Here is an 18,180-nt window from a genome sequence, read left to right as displayed (position 1 = left end):
TCATCTCGCCGGGTCGCCAACAACGTCAGCGTTCGGTAATGACCGGCGGGGAGGCAGGGGCTCACAAGACGAACCGGGGCACACCGTCGTACGACGATGTGCCCCGGAAACGGGTGTCGCTACCGGGTCAGAAGCCCGGGCCGTGCTGGTGGCCGTGACCGTGGCCGTGCCCACCGGCGGCGGCCGGCTCGGCCTGCTCCGGCTTCTCCACCACGAGGCTCTCCGTGGTGAGCAGCAGACCGGCGATCGAGGCGGCGTTGGTGACCGCGTTACGGGTCACCTTCACCGGGTCGATGATGCCGGCCTTGACCAGGTCGACGTACTCGCCCTTGGCGGCGTCGAGGCCGTTGCCCCACTTGAGGTCGGCGACCTTCTGCGTCACGACGTAACCGTCGTGACCGGCGTTCTGGGCGATCCAGCGCAGCGGCTCGACGAGCGCCTTGCGCACGACCGAGACGCCGACCTTCTCGTCACCGGTGAAGCCCAGGTCGTCGTCGAGCACCGAGAGGATCTGCACCAGGGCGGCGCCGCCGCCGGGCACGGTGCCCTCCTCGACCGCAGCCTTGGTCGCCGCGATGGCGTCCTCGATGCGGTGCTTGCGCTCCTTCATCTCGACCTCGGTGGCCGCGCCGGCCTTGATGACGGCGATGCCACCGGAGAGCTTCGCCAGCCGCTCGGCCAGCTTCTCCCGGTCCCAGTCGGAGTCGGAGGCCTCGATCTCCTTGCGGATCTGGGACACCCGGTCGGCGACGTCGGCCTTCTGGCCGCCGCCGTCGACGATCGTGGTGTTCTCCTTGTCGACCACGACGCGCCGAGCGGTGCCGAGCACCTCCAGGCCGACCTGGTCGAGCTTGTAGCCCAGCTCCGGGGCGACCAGTTCGGCACCCGTGGAGATCGCGATGTCCTGGAGCATCGCCTTGCGCCGGTCACCGAAGCCCGGGGCCTTGACCGCGCAGACCTTGAGGGTCTTGCGCAGCGAGTTGACCACCAGGGTGGAGAGCGCCTGGCCGTCCACGTCCTCGGCGATGATCAGCAGGGGCTTGCTGTTCTGCAGGACCTTCTCCAGCAGCGGCAGCAGCTCCTCGATCGCCGAGATCTTCTGGGTGGTGACCAGGATGTACGCGTCCTCGAGGACGGACTCCTGGCTCTCCAGGTCGGTGACGAAGTTCGGCGAGATGAAGCCCTTGTCGAACTGGAGACCCTCGGTCACGTCCAGCTCGGTGGTCAGCATCGAGCCTTCCTCGACGGTGATGACACCGTCGCGGCCGACCCGCTCCATCGCCTCGGCGATCAGGTCGCCGATCGTGGCGTCCTGCGCGGAGATCGTCGCCACGTTCGCGATCGACTCCTTGCTGGTGACCTCGGCGGCACGGCCGAGCAGCGCCTCGGAGACCTTGACGGCCGCCGCGTCGATGCCCCGCTTGAGGCCGGCCGGGTTGGTCCCGGCGGTCACGTTGCGCAGACCCTCGCGAACCATCGCCTGGGCCAGCACGGTCGCGGTGGTGGTCCCGTCGCCGGCGACGTCGTTGGTCTTGGTCGCCACCTCCTTGACCAGCTGCGCGCCAAGGTTCTCGTACGGGTTGGTGAGCTCGATCTCCTTGGCGATGGTCACACCATCGTTGGTGATCGTCGGCGCACCGAATTTCTTGTCCAGGACGACGTTGCGCCCGCGCGGGCCGAGGGTGACCTTGACCGCGTCCGCGAGGGCGTTGACACCGTGCTCCAGCAGGTGCCGGGCGTCGTCCGAGAAGCTCAGGATCTTCGCCATTAATGTCCCTTCGAAGCGCCATTGCCCCGGCCCGGCGAGCCGGACCGGGGCAATGGAACTGATCGGTTGCTTACTTCTCGATGACCGCGAGGACGTCGCGGGCGGAGAGCACCAGGTACTCCTCGCCGGCGTACTTGACCTCGGTGCCGCCGTACTTCGAGTAGAGGACGGTGTCGCCGACCTGCACGTCAACCGGAACCCGGTTGCCGTTGTCGTCGACGCGCCCCGGGCCCACAGCGAGGACGGTGCCCTCCTGCGGCTTCTCCTTGGCGGTGTCGGGGATCACGATGCCCGACGCCGTGGTGGTCTCAGCCTCGTTCGCCTGGACCACGATGCGGTCCTCGAGCGGCTTGATCGCAACCTTGGTCGCGGTAGTCACGGGCATACCCTCCTGGGGTACTGGTTTCGTTGCTGGCCGGCGGGGCCGACCAGCGTCAATCTGCCTCATGCCACCGGGCGGGGCCGTCGTCGCGGGTGCCGGTCCGCCTGGCGTGCGCACCCAGGTCGTGAGACCCGGAAGCTGGCACCCTCAGGGTGAGAGTGCTAATCGCAGGTTATTCCGTGGCTAGCACTCCGTCAAGGAGAGTGCCAGCGCGTCGCGCCCCGCCAGCCAGGATTTCCGGGTCAGCCGGGACAATGACCGGGTGGATCTCGATCAGCTGGCGGCGCTGCGTACCCCCGAGGGGTCGGCCGCGCTCACGGCGGCGGCCGGGCTGGCCGGCGGTGATCCACTGGCCGCGGCCTCGGCCTTGCGCGCCGCCGGGGTGCCGCCGACGCTGGCCGCGGCGGCGCTCACCCAGGCCGAGCTGCGTCACCGGGCGGTCGGCAAGTTCGGCCCGGCCGCCGCCGGGATGTTCCTCACCCGCCCCGGCCTGGAACAGGCCACCCGCCGGGTGGTCGCCGACCGGCGGGCCGCCCGGCTGTACGCGGCCGGCGTGCGCACCCTGGCCGACCTCGGGTGCGGCCTCGGGGCCGACGCGCTGGCCGCCGCCCGCGCCGGCATCCGGGTGTACGGGGTGGAGGCCGATCCGGTGACCGCGGCGATGGCCGCCGCCAACGCGGCGGCGGCCGGGCTGGCCGAGCTGTTCACGGTCGAGTGCGGGGATGCCACCGCGTTCGACGTCTCCCGGGTCGACGGGGTCTTCTGCGACCCGGCCCGCCGCACGACCGGCACCGGGCGGCGGATCTTCGACCCGCGCGCCTACTCGCCGCCGTGGGACTTCGTCACGGGGCTGGCCGAGCGGGTGCCGCGCACCGTGGTGAAGGTGGCACCGGGCCTGGACCACGCGCTCATTCCGGCCGGCGCGGAGGCGGAGTGGGTCGGCGTGGACGGCGACCTGGTCGAGGCCGCGCTCTGGTGCGGTGAGCTGGCCGAGGTGCCCCGCCGCGCCACGCTCTACCGGCGGCAGGGCGTCGAGACCGGCCGTCACCAGCTCACCGGCTCGGGCGCCGACGAGGCGCCGGTCGGGCCCGCGCGTCGCTACCTGTACGACCCGGACCCGGCGGTGGTACGCGCACACCTCGTCGCCGAACTCGCCGCCGAACTGGACGCCACCCTCGGCGACCCGAGCATCGCCTACCTCTACGCCGACCACCCCACCCGCACCCCGTACGCGCGCTGCCTGGAGATCACCGACGTGCTGCCGTTCTCGCTCAAGCGTCTGCGGGCGCTGCTGCGCGATCGTGGGGTGGGCCGGGTGGAGATCCTCAAGCGGGGTTCCGCACTCACTCCGGAGCAGCTTCGGCGGGACCTGCGGCTGGCCGGCGCCGGGGCGGCGAGCCTGGTGCTCACCCGGGTCGCCGGCGCACCGACCGTGCTGGTCGGGCAGCCGGTCGACTAGCTTCGTCGGTGTGGCGGGACAGGGCACGCCGGCGACGGCACTGTTGGTCAAGCGCGGGATCGAGCACCGCACCCATCCGTACCGGGTGGCACCGGACGCTCCGAACTACGGCGCGTTGGTGGCGGTGGCGCTCGGCGTGCCACCGGAGCGCGTGTTCAAGTCGCTGGTGACCGAGGTCGACGGCGCGCTCACCGTCGCGGTCGTTCCGGTCACCGGCGAGTTGGATCTCAAGGCGCTCGCGGCGGCGGTCGGGGGCAAGCGGGCGGCGCTCGCCGAGCGGGCGGTCGCCGAGCGGGCCACCGGTTACGTACGCGGTGGGATCAGCCCGCTCGGGCAGCGTCGACGGTTGCCCACCGTGCTGGACGAATCCGCGCTGGATCTCCCGACGATCTACGTCTCGGCTGGTCGGCGTGGCCTGCAGCTCGAACTGGCCGCGGCGGATCTGGTGGCGCTGACCGACGCCCGCACCGCGTCGTTGCAGACCCGCTGACGACATTCATGACGGCCGACCCCTTGGTGGGTAGCCGGGGAGTAACAGTCGCGTTGCTGAATTGTTATCGCTCCCAACAAACTTGGCACCTGCGCGGTCTTGTGGAGCCGGTGTGACGCGAAATACGTTGCCGGACACAACAAAACAACACCTCCCCCACCTCCGAAAGGACCCTGCACATGCGTAAGGGGATCCTCACCATCGCCGCCGTGGGCCTGCTCACGACCGGTGGCTTGACCGCCTGCGGCGACGACTCCGGCTCTGGTTCGACCGACTCCGCCAAGACCCCCAAGATCGGCGTGATCCTCCCGGACAGCAAGTCCTCGGCCCGGTGGGAGACCGCAGACCGTCGATTCCTGGAAGAGGCGTTCAAGGCCGCCGGCGTCCAGTACGACATCCAGAACGCCCAGAACGACAAGACCGCCTTCCAGACCATCGCCGACCAGATGATCACCAGCGGCGTCACCGCCCTGATGATCGTCAACCTGGACTCCGGCACCGGCAAGGCCGTGCTCGACAAGGCCAAGTCGCAGGGCGTCGCCACCATCGACTACGACCGGCTCACCCTCGGCGGCTCGGCCCAGTACTACGTCAGCTTCGACAACGAGACCGTCGGCAAGCTCCAGGGCGAGGGCCTGTCGAAGTGCCTGACCGAGAAGGGCGCCAAGAACCCCGTCGTGGCGTACCTGAACGGCTCCCCCACCGACAACAACGCCACCCTGTTCAAGGCCGGCTACGACTCGGTGCTCAAGCCGAAGTTCGACTCCAACGAGTACGTCAAGGGCCCCGAGGACGCGGTGCCGGCCTGGGACAACGCGCAGGCCGCGACGATCTTCGAACAGCAGCTCACCAAGGCCAACGGCAAGATCGACGGCGTGCTGGCAGCCAACGACGGCCTCGGCAACGCGGCCATCTCGATCCTCAAGAAGAACAAGCTCAACGGCAAGGTGCCGGTGACCGGGCAGGACGCCACCCCCGAGGGCCTGCAGAACATCCTCGCCGGCGACCAGTGCATGACCGTCTACAAGGCCGTCCGGGAAGAGGCCAAGGCCGCGTCCGACCTGGCCATCGCGCTCGCCAAGGGCGAGAGGAAGGACACCGGTCAGACGGTGAAGGACGGCGACCGGGACGTCCCCTCGGTGCTGCTCACCCCGAAGGCCATCTACAAGGACAACGTCAAGGACGTCATCGCCGACGGCTACGTGACCAAGGAAGAGGTCTGCGCCGGGGCGTACGCCAAGCTCTGCGCCGACGCCGGTATCAGCTGACCGACGCCGCAGTACCCGCCGGGACGACAACCGCCGCCCGGCACGGGAGCACCTCTCCCGTGCCGGGCGGCGCCCGCCGGACGGGCCCCGACACTCCCTTAAGAAGGAGACCTCCGTGTCCGCGACCCCCCTGCTGGAACTCCGCGGGATCGACAAGAGCTTCGGTCCCGTCCAGGTGCTCCGCGACGTCGCCCTGACCGTCCACCCGGGCGAAGTCACCGCACTGGTCGGTGACAACGGCGCCGGCAAGTCGACCCTGGTGAAGTGCATCAGTGGCATCCATCCCACCGATGCCGGCGAGTTCCTGTTCAACGGTGAACCGGTACACATCGGCAGCCCCCGCGACGCCGCCGCGCTCGGCATCGAGGTCGTCTACCAGGACCTCGCGCTCTGCGACAACCTGGACATCGTGCAGAACATGTTCCTCGGCCGGGAGAAGCGCAGCGGCATCGTCCTCGACGAGCCGACCATGGAACAGCTCGCCGCCGAGACGCTGGCCGGGCTCTCCATCCGCACCGTCACCTCCCTGCGACAGCACGTGTCCAGCCTCTCCGGTGGTCAGCGCCAGACCGTGGCCATCGCCAAGGCGGTGCTGTGGAACAGCAAGCTGGTCATCCTGGACGAGCCGACCGCGGCACTGGGCGTGGCACAGACCGCCCAGGTGCTCGAACTGGTCCGCCGTCTCGCCGACAACGGCCTGGCCGTGGTGCTCATCTCGCACAACATGAACGACGTCTTCGCCGTCTCCGACCGGATCGCCGCGCTGTACCTCGGCCAGATGGTCGCCCAGGTGAAGACCACCGACATCACCCACGCCCAGGTGGTCGAGCTGATCACCGCCGGGCGCTCGGGCGGGCTCGGCCTCGCCACCGACCCGGGCAGCAACGGCGACGGCCCGCAGCCGGCCGACTCGATCTCAGGAGGCGCCCGATGACCACCACCGCCGTACGGAAGGACGGCCCCGCGGCCGTCACACCGGCGCCGACCGTCGGAGGCCATTTCCGCAACTACCTGAGTCGGGTACGCGGTGGCGACGTCGGCGCGCTACCGGCCGTGCTCGGCCTGATCGTGCTCTGCACCGTCTTCGCGATCATGCGGCCGTCGTCGTTCCTGTCGGCCGGCAACTTCGCCAACCTCTTCACCCAGGGCGCGGCGGTCACGCTGATCGCGATGGGCCTGGTCTTCGTGCTGCTGCTCGGCGAGATCGACCTCTCCGCCGGCTTCGCCAGCGGCGTCTGCGCGGCGGTGCTGGCCAATGTGGTCACCGTGCTCGGCTACCCCTGGTGGGTCGCCGTGCTCGCCGCCGTCGCCACCGGAGTGGTCATCGGCACCACGCTCGGCATGCTGGTCGCGAAGATCGGCATTCCGTCCTTTGTGGTCACCCTCGCCGGTTTCCTCGCCTTCCAGGGCGTCGTGCTGCTGCTCGTGAAGGAGGGCACCAACATCTCCGTCCGCGACGAGGTGCTGGTCGCCATCGCCAACCGCAACCTCGCCCCCACGCTGGGCTGGGCGCTGACCGCCCTCGCGGTCATCGGCTACGCGGCGGTGCAACTGCTGCGCCACCGCAACCGGGTGGCCCGCGGTCTGATCAGCGACCCGATCGCGGTGGTGGCGCTGCGGATCGGCGGGCTCGCCGTCATCCTCGGCACCGCGGTGTACGTGCTCAACCTGGAGCGCAGCCGCAACGTCCTGATCAGCTCGCTCAAGGGTGTGCCGATCGTGGTGCCGATCATCGTGGTGCTGTTGGTCATCTGGACCTTCGTGCTCCAACGCACCAGCTACGGCCGGCACATCTACGCCGTCGGCGGCAACCGGGAAGCGGCCCGCCGGGCCGGCATCGACGTCGACCGGATCCGGATCTCGGTCTTCGTGATCTGCTCGTCCATGGCCGCCATCGGTGGCATCGTGGCGGCCAGCCGGGCCAACTCGGTCGACCCGAACACCGGGGGCAGTAACGTACTGCTCTACGCGGTCGGCGCGGCGGTGATCGGCGGCACCAGCCTCTTCGGCGGCAAGGGCCGCGTCCTCGACGCCGTGCTCGGCGGGGCGGTTGTCGCGGTCATCGAAAACGGAATGGGCCTGATGGGGTACAGCGCAGGAGTCAAGTACGTGGTCACCGGCGTCGTCCTGCTGCTCGCTGCCAGCGTCGACGCTCTCTCCCGCCGCCGCGCGGCAGCCACCGGCACCCGCTGACCCGCGCGGGAGGTAGCACCACGATGCGCCCAGGACCGAGCCAGGACGACGTCAGGCGGCAGAACCTCGGGGCTCTGCTGAGGCACGTGCACGTCCACGGGGCGACCACGCGCGCCGAGCTGACCACCACGCTGGGCCTCAACCGCAGCACCATCGGCGCGCTCACCGCCGACCTGAGCGCGGTGGGGCTGGTCAGCGAGGGCGCGCCGAAGGAGACCGGCCGGGCCGGACGACCGTCACTCGTCGTCCGGCCCGAGTCGGCCCGGGTCTACGCGTACGCGTACTCAGTGGAGGTGGACCGGCTGCGCGCCGCGCGGATCGGGCTGGGTGGCGCGGTCCTGGACCGCCGGGAACTGGACCGACCTCGCGGGCTCCTGGCCGCCGAGGCCGCGCCGTTGTTGGCCGGCGCGGTCAAGGAGATGCAGCAGGTGGTTCCGGCCGACGCCATCTGCGTCGGCGCTGGGGTCGCGGTCTGCGGAATGGTCCGCCGAGACGACGGCCTGGTCCGGCTCGGTCCGACCACCGGCTGGGTGGACGAACCGATCGGCGCGGCCGTCGCCGACGAGTTGGGAATCGACGTACCGGTCACGGTGGGAAACGTGGCGGACGTCGCCGCGTTCGCCGAGCACACCCGCGGTGTGGCAGCCGGCTGCGACAACGTCCTCTACCTGTACGGGGACGTCGGCGTGGGCGCCGGCATCATCGCTGGTGGACGTCGACTGACCGGGCACGGCGGGTACGGCGGCGAGGTCGGCCACATGAAGGTGGTCCGCGACGGCAGGCCCTGTGAGTGCGGTGCCCGAGGCTGCTGGGAGACCGAGATCGGCGAGCACGGTCTACTACGCGCCGCCGGGCGTTCCGACTCCCGGGGGCGAGACGCGTTGCTGGAGGTCTTCGACGCCGCCGACCGGGGCGACGCCCGGGCACAGACGGCGGTCCGCCAGGCGGGCGACTGGCTCGGCTTCGGAGTCGCCAACCTGGTGAACGTCTTCAACCCCGAGATGGTCATCTTCGGCGGCACCATGCGCGACCTCTACCTCGCCGCCGCCGCCCAGATCCGAAGCCGACTGAACTCCAACGCGCTCGGTGCCTGCCTGGAGCACGTCCGGCTGCGCACGCCCAAACTGGGCGTGGACGCCCCGCTGATCGGGGCCGCCGAACTGGCCTTCGACCGGCTCCTCGCCGATCCCCTCGACGTGGGCTGATCCGCGTACGCTGTCCGGCGTGGATGTCGAGTTGCGCGCCTCCGACGACGACCGCAACCGGGTGGTCGCCGAGCTGCACCGGCACACCGCGGCGGGTCGGCTGACCCTCGACGAGTTCTCCGAACGGGCCGGTGCGGTGTGGTCGGCACGCACCCTCGGCGACCTGGCCGCGCTGACCCGCGACCTGCCGGCCCTGTCCGACCCGGCCGTCGGCAACGACACTCTCGGGCACGGGCGTCGGGAGCTGCTGATGCTCTTCGCCGCCGCCGCGATCACCCTGCTGCTGCTCGGCGGCCTCCTCGCCATCACGCGCTGATCCACGTCGCCAACCGGTGAACTGATCGCGCGATCAGTCCGTACCAGTGAGCGGACGGGCGGCCGGGAGCGTATGGCCGCCCGGTCCAGACGCGATCCGGTCCGGACCGAGGAGGCACCACAGACATGGCACCGCTCAGATCCGCCCATCGCCGACTGGGCAACCGGACCCACCGAGCGGCGATGCTGCTCATCGCGATCATCGCGGGGGTCGGTGTCCTGCCCGGCGTGGCCGTCGCCGCACCCGCCGGCGGCCAGCAGCTCAACGCCGCCGACATGACACTGCTCAACGGGGTACGGCTGGCCGGGCTGTGGGAGATGCCAGCCGGCCAGATGGCCGCCGAGAAGGGACAGTCGGCGAAGGTCCGGGAGATCGGCGCCGGCATCGCCGGCGAGCACCAGAAGCTCGACCAGCTCGTCGTCGACGCGGCCAACAAGTTGGGCGCGACGATCCCCAGCGAGCCGACGGCCGAGCAGAAGGGCTGGCTGGCCGAGATGCAGAAGGCATCCGGCGCCCGGTTCGACCAGATCTTCGTCACCCGGCTCCGGGTCGCCCACGGCAAGATCTTCCCGGTCATCGGCGCGGTCCGGGCCAGCACCCGGGACGCCACCGTCCGCAAGCTCTGCGAGGACGCCAACGCGTTCGTCCAGCACCACATGCAGATGCTGGAGAGCACCGGCCTGGTCCGTTGGCCGGAGCTGCCGCCCGCCGCGCTGCCCGCCCCGGGTGAGGACGGGCTGCTGGCCGCCGCCTCCGCCAACTCCGGCCCGCAGGTCGGAGTCAGCAGCACCGTCGTCTGGCTGGTCTTCCTCGCCGCGCTGGGCACCGGCGGAATCGCCACCTACCGAATGTTGCGCCGCAGCTGACCAGTCAGGCAGTGGCCTGGATGGTGGCTCGCGTCAGCGGTCTACCTGGGTGAAGTCCCAGGAGTGCGGGGCGCGGGCCACCAGCAGGGCTGGCGGGTCCGGCAGCGGGCGGGGGTTGCTGCGCCACTTGGAGATCACCACCACGCGGTGGTCGGTGGAGGAGAAGACCTCGCTGGAGACGTGGAGCGGGTCGTGCTCCAACTCGGGCAGGGCGGTGTCGCACACCCAGGTGATCAGGTCGGCGACTCCGTACGCCTCGGCGCGCGCCTCCCACATCCGCACGATCATGTCCGCCGCTCCCGTCACACGCTGACCGTTGTCAACGGCAGTGCCGAATCGGCCGGCAGGTCCAGTCGGCTCGGTGCGACCCCCGCGGCGACCAGGTGCGAACCGAGTGCCGCCACCATCGCGCCGTTGTCGGTGCATAGCTTCGGCCGGGGCACCCGGACCCGGATGCCGTACTTCTCGGCCCGCTGCTCCGCCATCGCCCGCAGCCGCGAATTGGCCGCCACTCCCCCGCCGATCACCAGGGTCTCGATGCCCTGCGCGCGGCAGGCGGCGAGTGCCTTGCTGGTCAGCACGTCACAGACCGCCTCCTGGAAGGACGCGGCCACGTCGGCCACCGGCACCGGCTCACCGGCACGCTGACGGGCCTCGACCCACCGGGCCACCGCCGTCTTCAGCCCGGAGAACGAGAAGTCGTACCGGTGGGCGGCGAGATCCTTCGCGGCGGTCAGACCACGCGGGAAGGCGATGGCGGCGGCATCGCCGGCCCGGGCCTCCCGGTCGATGGGCGGGCCACCCGGGAACGGCAACCCGAGCAGCCGGGCGACCTTGTCGAAGGCTTCCCCGGCCGCGTCGTCGATGGTGGCGCCCAACGGAGTGACGCCTCGGGCCAGGTCGTCGACGAGCAGCAGGGACGAGTGGCCGCCGGACACCAGCAGCGCGATGGCGGGCTCGGGCAGTGGGCCGTGTTCGAGGGTGTCCACCGCGACGTGGGCGGCAAGGTGGTTCACGCCGTACACGGGCTTCTCGGCGGCGAGCGCGTACCCCTTGGCGGCGGCCACACCCACCAGCAGCGCGCCGGCCAGACCGGGTCCGGAGGTGACCGCGATCGCGTCGATGTCGGCCAGGGTGACGCCGGCCTCGGTCAGGGCCCGGTCCATGGTCGGCACGATGGCCTCCAGGTGTGCCCGGCTGGCCACCTCGGGCACCACACCCCCGAACCGGGCGTGCTCCTCGACGCTGGAGGCGAGCGCGTCGGCCAGCAGGGTGTGCCCCCGCACGATGCCGACGCCGGTCTCGTCGCAGGAGGTCTCGATGCCCAGGATCAGCGGTTCGTCAGCCATGGTCGTGTGGTCCGTCCCCGGTCGGCTCGGCGTCGCGCCGCATGACCAGCGCGTCGGTGTTGCTCGGTTGGTAGTAGCCGCGCCGCACCCCGATCGGCTCGAACCCGTACGTCGCGTAGAGCCGCTGGGCGGCGACGTTGTCCACGGCGACCTCCAGCAGGGTGCTGCGGGTGTCGCGGCGGGCCGCCTCGGCCAGCAGGTCCTCCAGCAGGACACGGCCAACACCGCGCCGCTGGGCGTCCCGGCGGACGGCGATGTTCTGCACCCACACCTCGTCCGGAGGAACCCCGGCGAGCCCGGCGTACCCGAGCACCGAACCGTCCTCGTCGACGGCGACCCGGTAGTGGTGCCCGTTCGCCAACTCGCTCCAGAACATGCCGGGGGACCACTGCTCGGCGCCGAAGAGGTCCGCCTCGATCGGCAGCACGTCGTCGATGTGCCACCAGCGGAACGGGACGAGCCGTACCGCCGTCATGGCAGGACCGGTTTGCGGCCGGTCGCCGCCACCGCGTCGGGGCGGCGCAGGTAGAGCGGGGTGAGCCGCTCGCTGGGCGCACCCGCCCGGATCCGCTCGGCGGCGAGCAGCGCCAGCACGGTGGCGTCCGGGTACCGGGGCTCGACCCGAACGGGCAGGTCCAGGGTCTCGGCGTAGCGGTGCGCCCCGTCGCCGACCGCGATCGTCGCACGCAACTCCCGGGCACGCACCGCCGCCACCGCCGGCGTCGACACCTCAGGCCCGACGATCCGCTGGCCGGCGCCGTCGTAGACGGCCCAGTAGAGCTCCTTGCGCCGGGCGTCGCTGGCGGCCAGCACCGGCTCGCCGGACGCCGCCGGGTAGCCGATGGCGTCCAGCGAGCAGACACCGTACGTGGGGATGCCGAGCACCTGCCCCATCGTCGCGGCGGTGACCAGGCCGACCCGCAGCCCGGTGAACGGCCCCGGGCCGAGCCCGGCGACGATGGCGGTCAGGTCACGTGGGCGCGCGTCGGCGTCGGCGAGGACCGCGTCCACCTGGGGGGCGAGCAGTTCGCCGTGCGCGCGGGCATCGACCGTGCACCGGTGCGCCCGGGACACCACACCGTCCGCCGAGACCTCCACCAGCGCTGCGGTCACCGCAGGGGTCGAGCTGTCCACCACGAGTACGAGCACGGTAAGCCAGCCTAGCCGCCCCCGCCGCAGCCCTCGGCCACGCCCCGCCCGCCGCCCGGCCCACGCCGCAGCCGCCACGCACACCGCCGCCCCCACGCCAGGCCCCCAACGCCGCGCAGGAGACCGGCTCAGCCGGCGGTGCGCTCCCAGTCGATGGTGGGCAGGCCGGCATCGGCGAGAGCTTTGTTGGCCGCGCTGAACGGTCGGCTGCCGAGGAAGCCGCGCGGGTTCATGGGGCTGGGATGGCCGGCCTCCAGCACCACGTGCTGCGGGTTGGTGACCAGGGCGGCCTTCTTGCGGGCGTAGCCACCCCAGAGCAGGAAGACCACCCGGTCCGGTGACGCGTCCAGCGCACGGATGGTCGCGTCGGTGAACTCCTCCCAGCCGGCGTTGGCGTGCGAGCCCGGGGTGGCCTGGCGGACGGTCAGCACCGCGTTGAGCAGCAACACACCCTGGGCGGCCCAACCGTCGAGGTTGCCGCTGCGCGGCTTGGGAACGCCGACGTCCTCGCCCAACTCCTTGAAGACGTTGCGCAACGACGGGGGCACCGCCACACCATCGCGGACGCTGAAGCTCAACCCGTGTGCCTGCCCGGCCCGGTGGTAGGGGTCCTGCCCGAGGATCAGCACCCGGGTGGCCTGCGGCGGGCACAGCCGGTACGCCGAGAACAGGTCCTCCACCGGCGGGAAGACGGTCTGTGTCGCGTATTCCCGGGCGACGAACTCGGCCAGCGCGGCGGTGCGCGCCGCATCCAGGTGAGGGGTGAGCACGGCACGCCACTGCTCCGGCAGCAGGGCCAACAGATCCAGGGCGGGGGCGTCGTCGGGCATCAGGAACCTCTCACAGCGCGGGTCGGTCCCCCGCACTCTAGGCATCGGGTACGACAGCGGCCCGCCTAGCCCAGGTCGGCGAGCCGACGAGCCCAGTCGCCACCGATCGGCTCCAACTCGACCACGCGGGTGTCGTCGTCGCGGCGGTCGATCCGAACCCGCAGGTGCGCGTCGACCAACTGCTCCACCAGGCCCTCGCCCCACTCCACCACGGTCACCGAGTCGTCCACCGAGGCGTCGAGGTCCAGGTCGTCGATCTCGGCGCGCGGGTCGGTGGCGTCCCCCAGCCGGTACGCGTCGGCGTGCACCAGGGCCACCCGGCCGCCGCGGGCCGGATCGGGGCGGTGCACCCGGGCGATCACGAACGTCGGCGAGGTGACGTCCCCGAGGACACCGAGCCCAGCGCCGATGCCCTGGGTGAGCGCGGTCTTACCGGCGCCCAGCGGGCCGGTCAACAGCACCAGGTCGCCGGCGCGCAGCAGCCCGGCCAGGCGTCGGCCGAACTCCCGGGTGTCCTCGACGGTCGGCAGCTTGACGACGTGACTCACCGTTCCTCCGGCTCTGCGATTGACTCGAGGAACCGCGCGAGCGCGGCGTTGACCTCGTCGGCGTGCTCCAGCATCACCACGTGACCACTGTCTTCGATCTTGATGAACTCGGCGTGTGGCAGCCGCCGGACGATCTCCTCGGAGTGGGTCACCGGAGTGATCATGTCCTTGTCGCCGACCACCACCAGGACCGGAGTCGCCGCCAGCGCCGCCAGCGCCGGAAAGCGCGAGTGGGTGGCCAGGGTCCGCAGATAGCGGGTCACCGTGTCGGCCGACGTCCGGGAGTTCATCGTCTCTACGTAGGACACCAGCGCCGGACTGGGCTTGCGGGTGCCGAAGCCGTACTTGCGAGTCAGCAGCCAGGCCACGTTCGACGTCGACTTGCGGGCCTTGTCGATCACCGGCCCGCCGAAGCGGGTGGCGTTGCTGACCATGTAGAGCACCGGGCTGCCGACCCGGCCGAGCAGCGCGGGTGCGACCAGCTTGGTCTCCGCGATGAGCCCGCCCGAGGTGGCCATCAGGACCGTGCCCACCACCCGGTCACCGAACAGCTCCGGGAACAACTCGGCGAACGCCATGATGGTCATGCCGCCCATCGAGTGACCGACCAGCACCAGCGGCCCGTCCGGCGCGGTCCGGTCGATCACCTGGCGCAGCGTCCGGCCGAGCACCGCGAGGTCGTACTCCCCGGTCTCCAACCGGCCGGACCGACCGTGACCGGGCTGGTCGTACGCCACGACCCGGTAGTCACCGCGCTCGGCGAGCATCTGGCGCTGGAAGTGGAACGTCCCCATGTCCAGGCAGAAGCCGTGCACCAACACCACCGTCGGGCGGCCCGGCACCGGCCGGGTCGGCTCGACCACCTCGACGTGGATGTCCGTGCCGTCCGGCAGCTCCAGACGGAACGCCTCGTCGTACCGCTGCTCGCCGAACGTCTCGTGCGCGTAGCGGTCGGTCGGGTCGGCCTTGAAGCGGCGGACCAGGGTGCGTTCGGTCGCGACGCCGGCCGCCAGGCCCGCCGCGGCCACCCCCACCGCGGCGCCGACGATACCGGCGACCCGACCCGCCGCGGTACGCGGACGCGGGATGCGGTAGCTCATGGCCGTTCGCCGTCGTAGACCCGGGGCACCCGGGTGCCGCCGAAGCGGGTGACGATCTCGTAGTTGATCGTGCCGACCGCCTCGGCCCAGTCGTCGGCTGTCGGCTCGCCGTCGACTCCGCTGCCGAACAGGGTCGCCACGTCGCCGTCGGCCACCGGGTCGTCGCCACAGTCGATCACGAACTGGTCCATGCAGACCCGTCCCGAGATGGTCCGTCGCCCTCCGGCGAGTTGCACCGGCCCGGTGTTGGACGCGTGCCGGGGAACCCCGTCGGCGTACCCGAGCGGGACCACGGCCAGGTTCGCGTCGGCCTCCGTCGTGTAGGTGTGCCCGTAGGAGACACCGGTCCCGGCGGGCACCCGTTTGGTGAGCATGACCCGGGCTCGTGCAGTCATCGCCGGCCGCAGCCCGTACGTCTCGCCGGCCACCGGGGAGAGACCGTAGATGGCCAGACCGGGGCGGACCAGGTCGAAGTGGGTGTCCGGGCGGGTCAGGGTGGCCGCCGAGTTGGCGAGGTGCCGCCAGCGCGGTCGCAGCCCGGCCCGCTCGACCATGGCCAGCCCCTCGTGGAAGACGGCCAACTGACGATCGGTGGTGGGGTGACCGGGCAGGTCCGCGTACACGAAGTGGCTCCACACACCGACCACCTCGACCAGGCCGTCGGCCTGCGCCTTCGCGGCGGCGTTCAGCAGTGCCGGCCAGTCGGCGACGGTCGCGCCGCCCCGGGACAGCCCGGTGTCGATCTTCAGGTGCAGGCGGGCGGGACGCCCGGCGAGCTGACTCGCCTCGATCATCTCGTCCAGTTGCGGCAGGCTCGCCGCGCCCAGGTCCACCCCGGCGCTGACCCCCTCGTGCAGCGGCAGCCCCGGCGCGAGCAGCCAGGCCAGGACCGGCACCGTCACTCCGGCCCGCCGCAGGGTGAGCGCCTCGTCGAGGGTGCAGACGCCGAGCCAGTCGGCACCGGCGTCGAGTGCCGCGCGGGCGGCCGGGAGCATGCCGTGGCCGTACCCGTCGGCCTTCACCACCGCCATCAGCTCGGCGGTGGTGCCGGAGCGGAGTCTGCTCACGTTCTCGCGGATGGCGTCAAGATCGACGCGTACCTCGGCCTGCCACATGCGCCCAGCCTACTTTCCGCCGTGATCACCGGGGGCGGCGACGCACGTCCCCAGGTGCCGACCCGGCCGGGACGGCACGATCAGCCCAGCCGGGCGACAACCGGGCGGAGTGCGGTGACCACGTCGGGCGCGGTCACCGGTCCGCCCCGGGCCGCCTCCCGGCCAGCGAGCCCGTGCAGGTACGCGGCCGAGGCCGCAGCCCGGTCGGCGGGCACCCCGGCTGCCAGCAGCGAGCCGAGCAGCCCGGCCAACACGTCACCGGTGCCACCGGTGGCCAGCGCCGGCGTGCCGGTCGGGTTGACGTACGCCCGACCGTCCGGCGTGCCGATCACCGTGCGGTCCCCCTTGAGCAGCACCACCGCGTTCATCCAGGCGGCCAGCCGCAGCGCGGAGCCGACCCGGTCGGCGCCGGGCTCCTCCCCGCACAGGCGGGTGAACTCCCGGTCGTGCGGGGTGACCACGATCGGCGCGTCCCGCCCGCGTAGCCGGTCGGCGAGCGAGCCGTCCACCAGCAGGGTCAGCGCGTCGGCGTCGAGCACCACCGGCACCGGCGAGGCCAGCACGGCGCGCAGCTCGGCCGCCGCGTCCTCTCCGGTGCCCAGGCCGGAGCCGCACACCCAGGCCTGCACCCGGCCCGCGTCGGCGACCCGCCCGCTGGCGATGACCGAGGGGTGCTGGTGCAGCACCTCGCCCCGGGCACCGCCGGCGTAGCGGACCAGGCCGGTCGGCCCGGCCAGAGCGCCACCGACGGAGAGCACCGCAGCGCCCGGGTAGGTCTCCGAGCCGGTTGCCACCCCCACCACGCCCCGGCTGTACTTCTCCGACGCCGGTCCCAGCTCCGGCCACCAGTCGACCAGGTCGGACCACTCGGTGACCCGTAGCGCGGGGGTGCCTCGCAGCCACGGCCGCAGGCCGATGTCGACCAACTCCACCTGCCCGGCCAGGGCGGCGGCCGGCCCGACCACCAGTGCGGGCTTCAGCGCGCCGAACGCCACCGTCACGTCGGCGCGGACCGCCGTCGGTCGGCCGGACGCGGACAGCGGCACGTGGCCGGTGTCCACCGCGACCCCGCTCGGCACGTCCACCGCCACGACTGTGGCGCGCTCACCGTCGCGCCCCCGCAACTCGCCGAGACGTTGGACCACCTCGTCCGCGCTCGCCCGCAGGCCACCCGTACCACCGATGCCGACGATCCCGTCGAGGACCAGGTCGACCGGGCCGTTCGGCTGCGGCACCAGGCGACCGCCGGCCGCTCGCAGCGCGGCCAGCCCGGCGGCGTGCGCGCGCCCGGGGGTGAGCAGCAGGGCGGACACGTGCACACCCCGGCGGGCCAACCGCTCCCCCGCGTACAGGGCGTCGCCGCCGTTGTCACCGGACCCGACCAGCAGCAGCACCCGGGCCCCGTAGACCCCGCCGCGCTCGTCGAGCAGCAGAGCGGCCCGCCGGGCCAGCCCGGCGGCGGCCCGCTGCATCAGCGTCCCGTCCGGCAGTGTGCCCATCAGCCCTGCCTCGGCCGCCCGTACGTCGGCCACCCGCCACACCGATCTCATGCCACCGTGTCCCATCCCGTTCGCGGGCGGGCCGGATCGGCTCGCCCAGCCGACGTCACCGTTCCGCGACCACCATCGCCGACGCGATCCCCCCGTCGTGCGACAACGAGAGATGCCAGTGGTTGACTCCACGCGCCTCGGCTGCCGCCGCGACAGTGCCGGAGACGGCGAGCCGGGGGCGACCGTCCGGGTCGGACACGATCTCGCAGTCGTGCCAGCTCAGCCCGGCCGGAGCACCGAGGGCCTTGGCCACCGCCTCCTTGGCGGCAAAGCGGACGGCGAGCGACTCCGACGAGCGTGGGGAGCCGGCGCGGGTGTGCCGCTCGGCCGCGGTGAAGAGCCGGTCGGCGAGCAGCGGCGTCCGTGCCAGCGCTCGGGCGAACCGGTCGACCAGGACCACGTCGATGCCGACAGCGACGATCACCACATCACCCTACCGGCGGTCGGGGCCGCAGATTAGCCGTCGGGCCCGCGCTGGGCAATGCCTGTGGACAGGCCGGGGTACGGCTCAGCGCCGGCTGTCCACAGGGCATCCGAGCTACACCGGCACCCGCCTAGCGTCAGCGCGTCGAAGCCGATCGTCCACGGGGTG

General features: G+C 72.0%; 20 protein-coding genes. 8 read left to right on the top strand and 12 right to left on the bottom strand.

What is annotated here, in order from left to right; genetic code table 11:
* Positions 1-127: 127 nt before the first annotated feature.
* Together groL and groES are read right to left on the bottom strand one after the other, a co-directional pair.
* A complete protein-coding gene (groL, locus tag ABGB10_RS24830; protein WP_347663355.1) occupies positions 128-1,768 on the bottom strand; it encodes a chaperonin GroEL in 1,641 nt (546 codons plus the stop codon).
* 70 nt (positions 1,769-1,838) lie between these two features.
* Positions 1,839-2,153 carry a co-chaperone GroES gene (groES, locus tag ABGB10_RS24825; RefSeq protein WP_030330046.1) on the bottom strand — a complete coding sequence of 105 codons (315 nt, stop codon included), beginning with the start codon at positions 2,151-2,153 and terminating at the stop codon, positions 1,839-1,841.
* 259 nt (positions 2,154-2,412) lie between these two features.
* Here groES and ABGB10_RS24820 point away from each other — a divergent pair, with 259 nt between their 5' ends.
* From ABGB10_RS24820 to ABGB10_RS24785, 8 genes are all read left to right on the top strand, one after another.
* Entirely contained in the window at positions 2,413-3,609 is a 1,197-nt protein-coding gene (locus ABGB10_RS24820) for a methyltransferase domain-containing protein (protein ID WP_347663354.1), read from the top strand.
* 10 nt (positions 3,610-3,619) lie between these two features.
* Positions 3,620-4,099 (top strand): Cys-tRNA(Pro) deacylase, encoded by a 480-nt coding sequence (ybaK, locus tag ABGB10_RS24815; RefSeq protein ID WP_347663353.1) that lies wholly within the window; start codon positions 3,620-3,622, stop codon positions 4,097-4,099.
* 179 nt (positions 4,100-4,278) lie between these two features.
* Positions 4,279-5,367 carry a substrate-binding domain-containing protein gene (locus ABGB10_RS24810; RefSeq protein WP_347663352.1) on the top strand — a complete coding sequence of 363 codons (1,089 nt, stop codon included), beginning with the start codon at positions 4,279-4,281 and terminating at the stop codon, positions 5,365-5,367.
* Positions 5,368-5,482: 115 nt separating this feature from the next.
* Complete coding sequence (locus tag ABGB10_RS24805) at positions 5,483-6,301, top strand: ATP-binding cassette domain-containing protein (RefSeq protein ID WP_347663351.1); 819 nt, start codon at positions 5,483-5,485, stop codon at positions 6,299-6,301.
* Positions 6,298-7,560, top strand: a complete 1,263-nt coding sequence (locus tag ABGB10_RS24800; protein WP_347663350.1) for an ABC transporter permease — start codon at positions 6,298-6,300, stop codon at positions 7,558-7,560. The genes ABGB10_RS24805 and ABGB10_RS24800 overlap by 4 nt, the downstream gene beginning before the upstream one ends.
* Before the next feature lie 23 nt (positions 7,561-7,583).
* The gene (locus ABGB10_RS24795) at positions 7,584-8,765 is read left to right on the top strand and encodes an ROK family protein (RefSeq protein WP_347663349.1); all 1,182 of its coding nucleotides are present in this window, start codon (positions 7,584-7,586) and stop codon (positions 8,763-8,765) included.
* Between the two features lie 19 nt (positions 8,766-8,784).
* On the top strand, positions 8,785-9,081 hold the full coding sequence (locus tag ABGB10_RS24790) for a DUF1707 domain-containing protein (protein WP_347663348.1): 297 nt from the start codon (positions 8,785-8,787) through the stop codon (positions 9,079-9,081).
* A gap of 125 nt (positions 9,082-9,206) precedes the next feature.
* A complete protein-coding gene (locus ABGB10_RS24785; RefSeq protein ID WP_347663347.1) occupies positions 9,207-9,947 on the top strand; it encodes a DUF4142 domain-containing protein in 741 nt (246 codons plus the stop codon).
* A 33-nt stretch (positions 9,948-9,980) separates the two neighbouring features.
* Here the strand turns inward: ABGB10_RS24785 and ABGB10_RS24780 are convergent, their stop codons facing one another.
* From ABGB10_RS24780 to ABGB10_RS24735, 10 genes are all read right to left on the bottom strand, one after another.
* Entirely contained in the window at positions 9,981-10,235 is a 255-nt protein-coding gene (locus tag ABGB10_RS24780) for a hypothetical protein (RefSeq protein ID WP_053660576.1), read from the bottom strand.
* Between the two features lie 14 nt (positions 10,236-10,249).
* The gene (tsaD, locus tag ABGB10_RS24775; RefSeq protein WP_110563041.1) at positions 10,250-11,296 is read right to left on the bottom strand and encodes a tRNA (adenosine(37)-N6)-threonylcarbamoyltransferase complex transferase subunit TsaD; all 1,047 of its coding nucleotides are present in this window, start codon (positions 11,294-11,296) and stop codon (positions 10,250-10,252) included.
* Positions 11,289-11,771, bottom strand: coding sequence for a ribosomal protein S18-alanine N-acetyltransferase (rimI, locus tag ABGB10_RS24770; protein ID WP_347663346.1), 483 nt, complete (start codon positions 11,769-11,771; stop codon positions 11,289-11,291). The genes tsaD and rimI overlap by 8 nt, the downstream gene beginning before the upstream one ends.
* Positions 11,768-12,445, bottom strand: a complete 678-nt coding sequence (gene tsaB, locus ABGB10_RS24765) for a tRNA (adenosine(37)-N6)-threonylcarbamoyltransferase complex dimerization subunit type 1 TsaB (RefSeq protein WP_347663345.1) — start codon at positions 12,443-12,445, stop codon at positions 11,768-11,770. Before tsaB ends, rimI begins: the two co-directional genes overlap by 4 nt.
* Positions 12,446-12,573: 128 nt before the next feature.
* A complete protein-coding gene (ung, locus tag ABGB10_RS24760) occupies positions 12,574-13,275 on the bottom strand; it encodes a uracil-DNA glycosylase (protein ID WP_347663344.1) in 702 nt (233 codons plus the stop codon).
* A gap of 65 nt (positions 13,276-13,340) precedes the next feature.
* Positions 13,341-13,823 (bottom strand): tRNA (adenosine(37)-N6)-threonylcarbamoyltransferase complex ATPase subunit type 1 TsaE, encoded by a 483-nt coding sequence (gene tsaE / locus ABGB10_RS24755; RefSeq protein ID WP_347663343.1) that lies wholly within the window; start codon positions 13,821-13,823, stop codon positions 13,341-13,343.
* Positions 13,820-14,923 carry an alpha/beta hydrolase gene (locus ABGB10_RS24750; RefSeq protein ID WP_347663342.1) on the bottom strand — a complete coding sequence of 368 codons (1,104 nt, stop codon included), beginning with the start codon at positions 14,921-14,923 and terminating at the stop codon, positions 13,820-13,822. Before ABGB10_RS24750 ends, tsaE begins: the two co-directional genes overlap by 4 nt.
* Positions 14,920-16,038, bottom strand: coding sequence for an alanine racemase (gene alr, locus ABGB10_RS24745; RefSeq protein WP_347663341.1), 1,119 nt, complete (start codon positions 16,036-16,038; stop codon positions 14,920-14,922). Before alr ends, ABGB10_RS24750 begins: the two co-directional genes overlap by 4 nt.
* Positions 16,039-16,118: 80 nt before the next feature.
* Positions 16,119-17,588: an NAD(P)H-hydrate dehydratase gene (locus ABGB10_RS24740; RefSeq protein ID WP_347663340.1), complete on the bottom strand. Its 1,470-nt coding sequence runs from the start codon at positions 17,586-17,588 to the stop codon at positions 16,119-16,121.
* A gap of 55 nt (positions 17,589-17,643) precedes the next feature.
* Positions 17,644-18,012, bottom strand: coding sequence for a holo-ACP synthase (locus ABGB10_RS24735; RefSeq protein WP_347663339.1), 369 nt, complete (start codon positions 18,010-18,012; stop codon positions 17,644-17,646).
* Between the last annotated feature and the right edge of the window lie 168 nt (positions 18,013-18,180).

This window comes from Micromonospora sp. B9E7 (assembly GCF_039871815.1).
Lineage (GTDB): Bacteria > Actinomycetota > Actinomycetes > Mycobacteriales > Micromonosporaceae > Micromonospora.
The sequence above is the reverse complement of the archived record's forward strand: the minus strand, read 5'-3'. Positions and strand labels throughout refer to the sequence as shown.

Bases quoted from the DNA above. Each gene is read 5' to 3' on its own strand.
- groL (WP_347663355.1), bottom strand. From the start codon at position 1,768: ATGGCGAAGATCCTGAGCTTCTCGGACGACGCCCGGCACCTGCTGGAG.
- ABGB10_RS24795 (WP_347663349.1), top strand. From the start codon at position 7,584: ATGCGCCCAGGACCGAGCCAGGACGACGTCAGGCGGCAGAACCTCGGG.
- groES (WP_030330046.1), bottom strand. From the start codon at position 2,153: ATGCCCGTGACTACCGCGACCAAGGTTGCGATCAAGCCGCTCGAGGAC.
- ABGB10_RS24810 (WP_347663352.1), top strand. From the start codon at position 4,279: ATGCGTAAGGGGATCCTCACCATCGCCGCCGTGGGCCTGCTCACGACC.
- tsaD (WP_110563041.1), bottom strand. From the start codon at position 11,296: ATGGCTGACGAACCGCTGATCCTGGGCATCGAGACCTCCTGCGACGAG.
- rimI (WP_347663346.1), bottom strand. From the start codon at position 11,771: ATGACGGCGGTACGGCTCGTCCCGTTCCGCTGGTGGCACATCGACGAC.
- ABGB10_RS24750 (WP_347663342.1), bottom strand. From the start codon at position 14,923: ATGAGCTACCGCATCCCGCGTCCGCGTACCGCGGCGGGTCGGGTCGCC.
- alr (WP_347663341.1), bottom strand. From the start codon at position 16,038: ATGTGGCAGGCCGAGGTACGCGTCGATCTTGACGCCATCCGCGAGAAC.
- ung (WP_347663344.1), bottom strand. From the start codon at position 13,275: ATGCCCGACGACGCCCCCGCCCTGGATCTGTTGGCCCTGCTGCCGGAG.
- ABGB10_RS24780 (WP_053660576.1), bottom strand. From the start codon at position 10,235: ATGATCGTGCGGATGTGGGAGGCGCGCGCCGAGGCGTACGGAGTCGCC.
- ABGB10_RS24800 (WP_347663350.1), top strand. From the start codon at position 6,298: ATGACCACCACCGCCGTACGGAAGGACGGCCCCGCGGCCGTCACACCG.
- ABGB10_RS24740 (WP_347663340.1), bottom strand. From the start codon at position 17,588: ATGAGATCGGTGTGGCGGGTGGCCGACGTACGGGCGGCCGAGGCAGGG.
- ABGB10_RS24785 (WP_347663347.1), top strand. From the start codon at position 9,207: ATGGCACCGCTCAGATCCGCCCATCGCCGACTGGGCAACCGGACCCAC.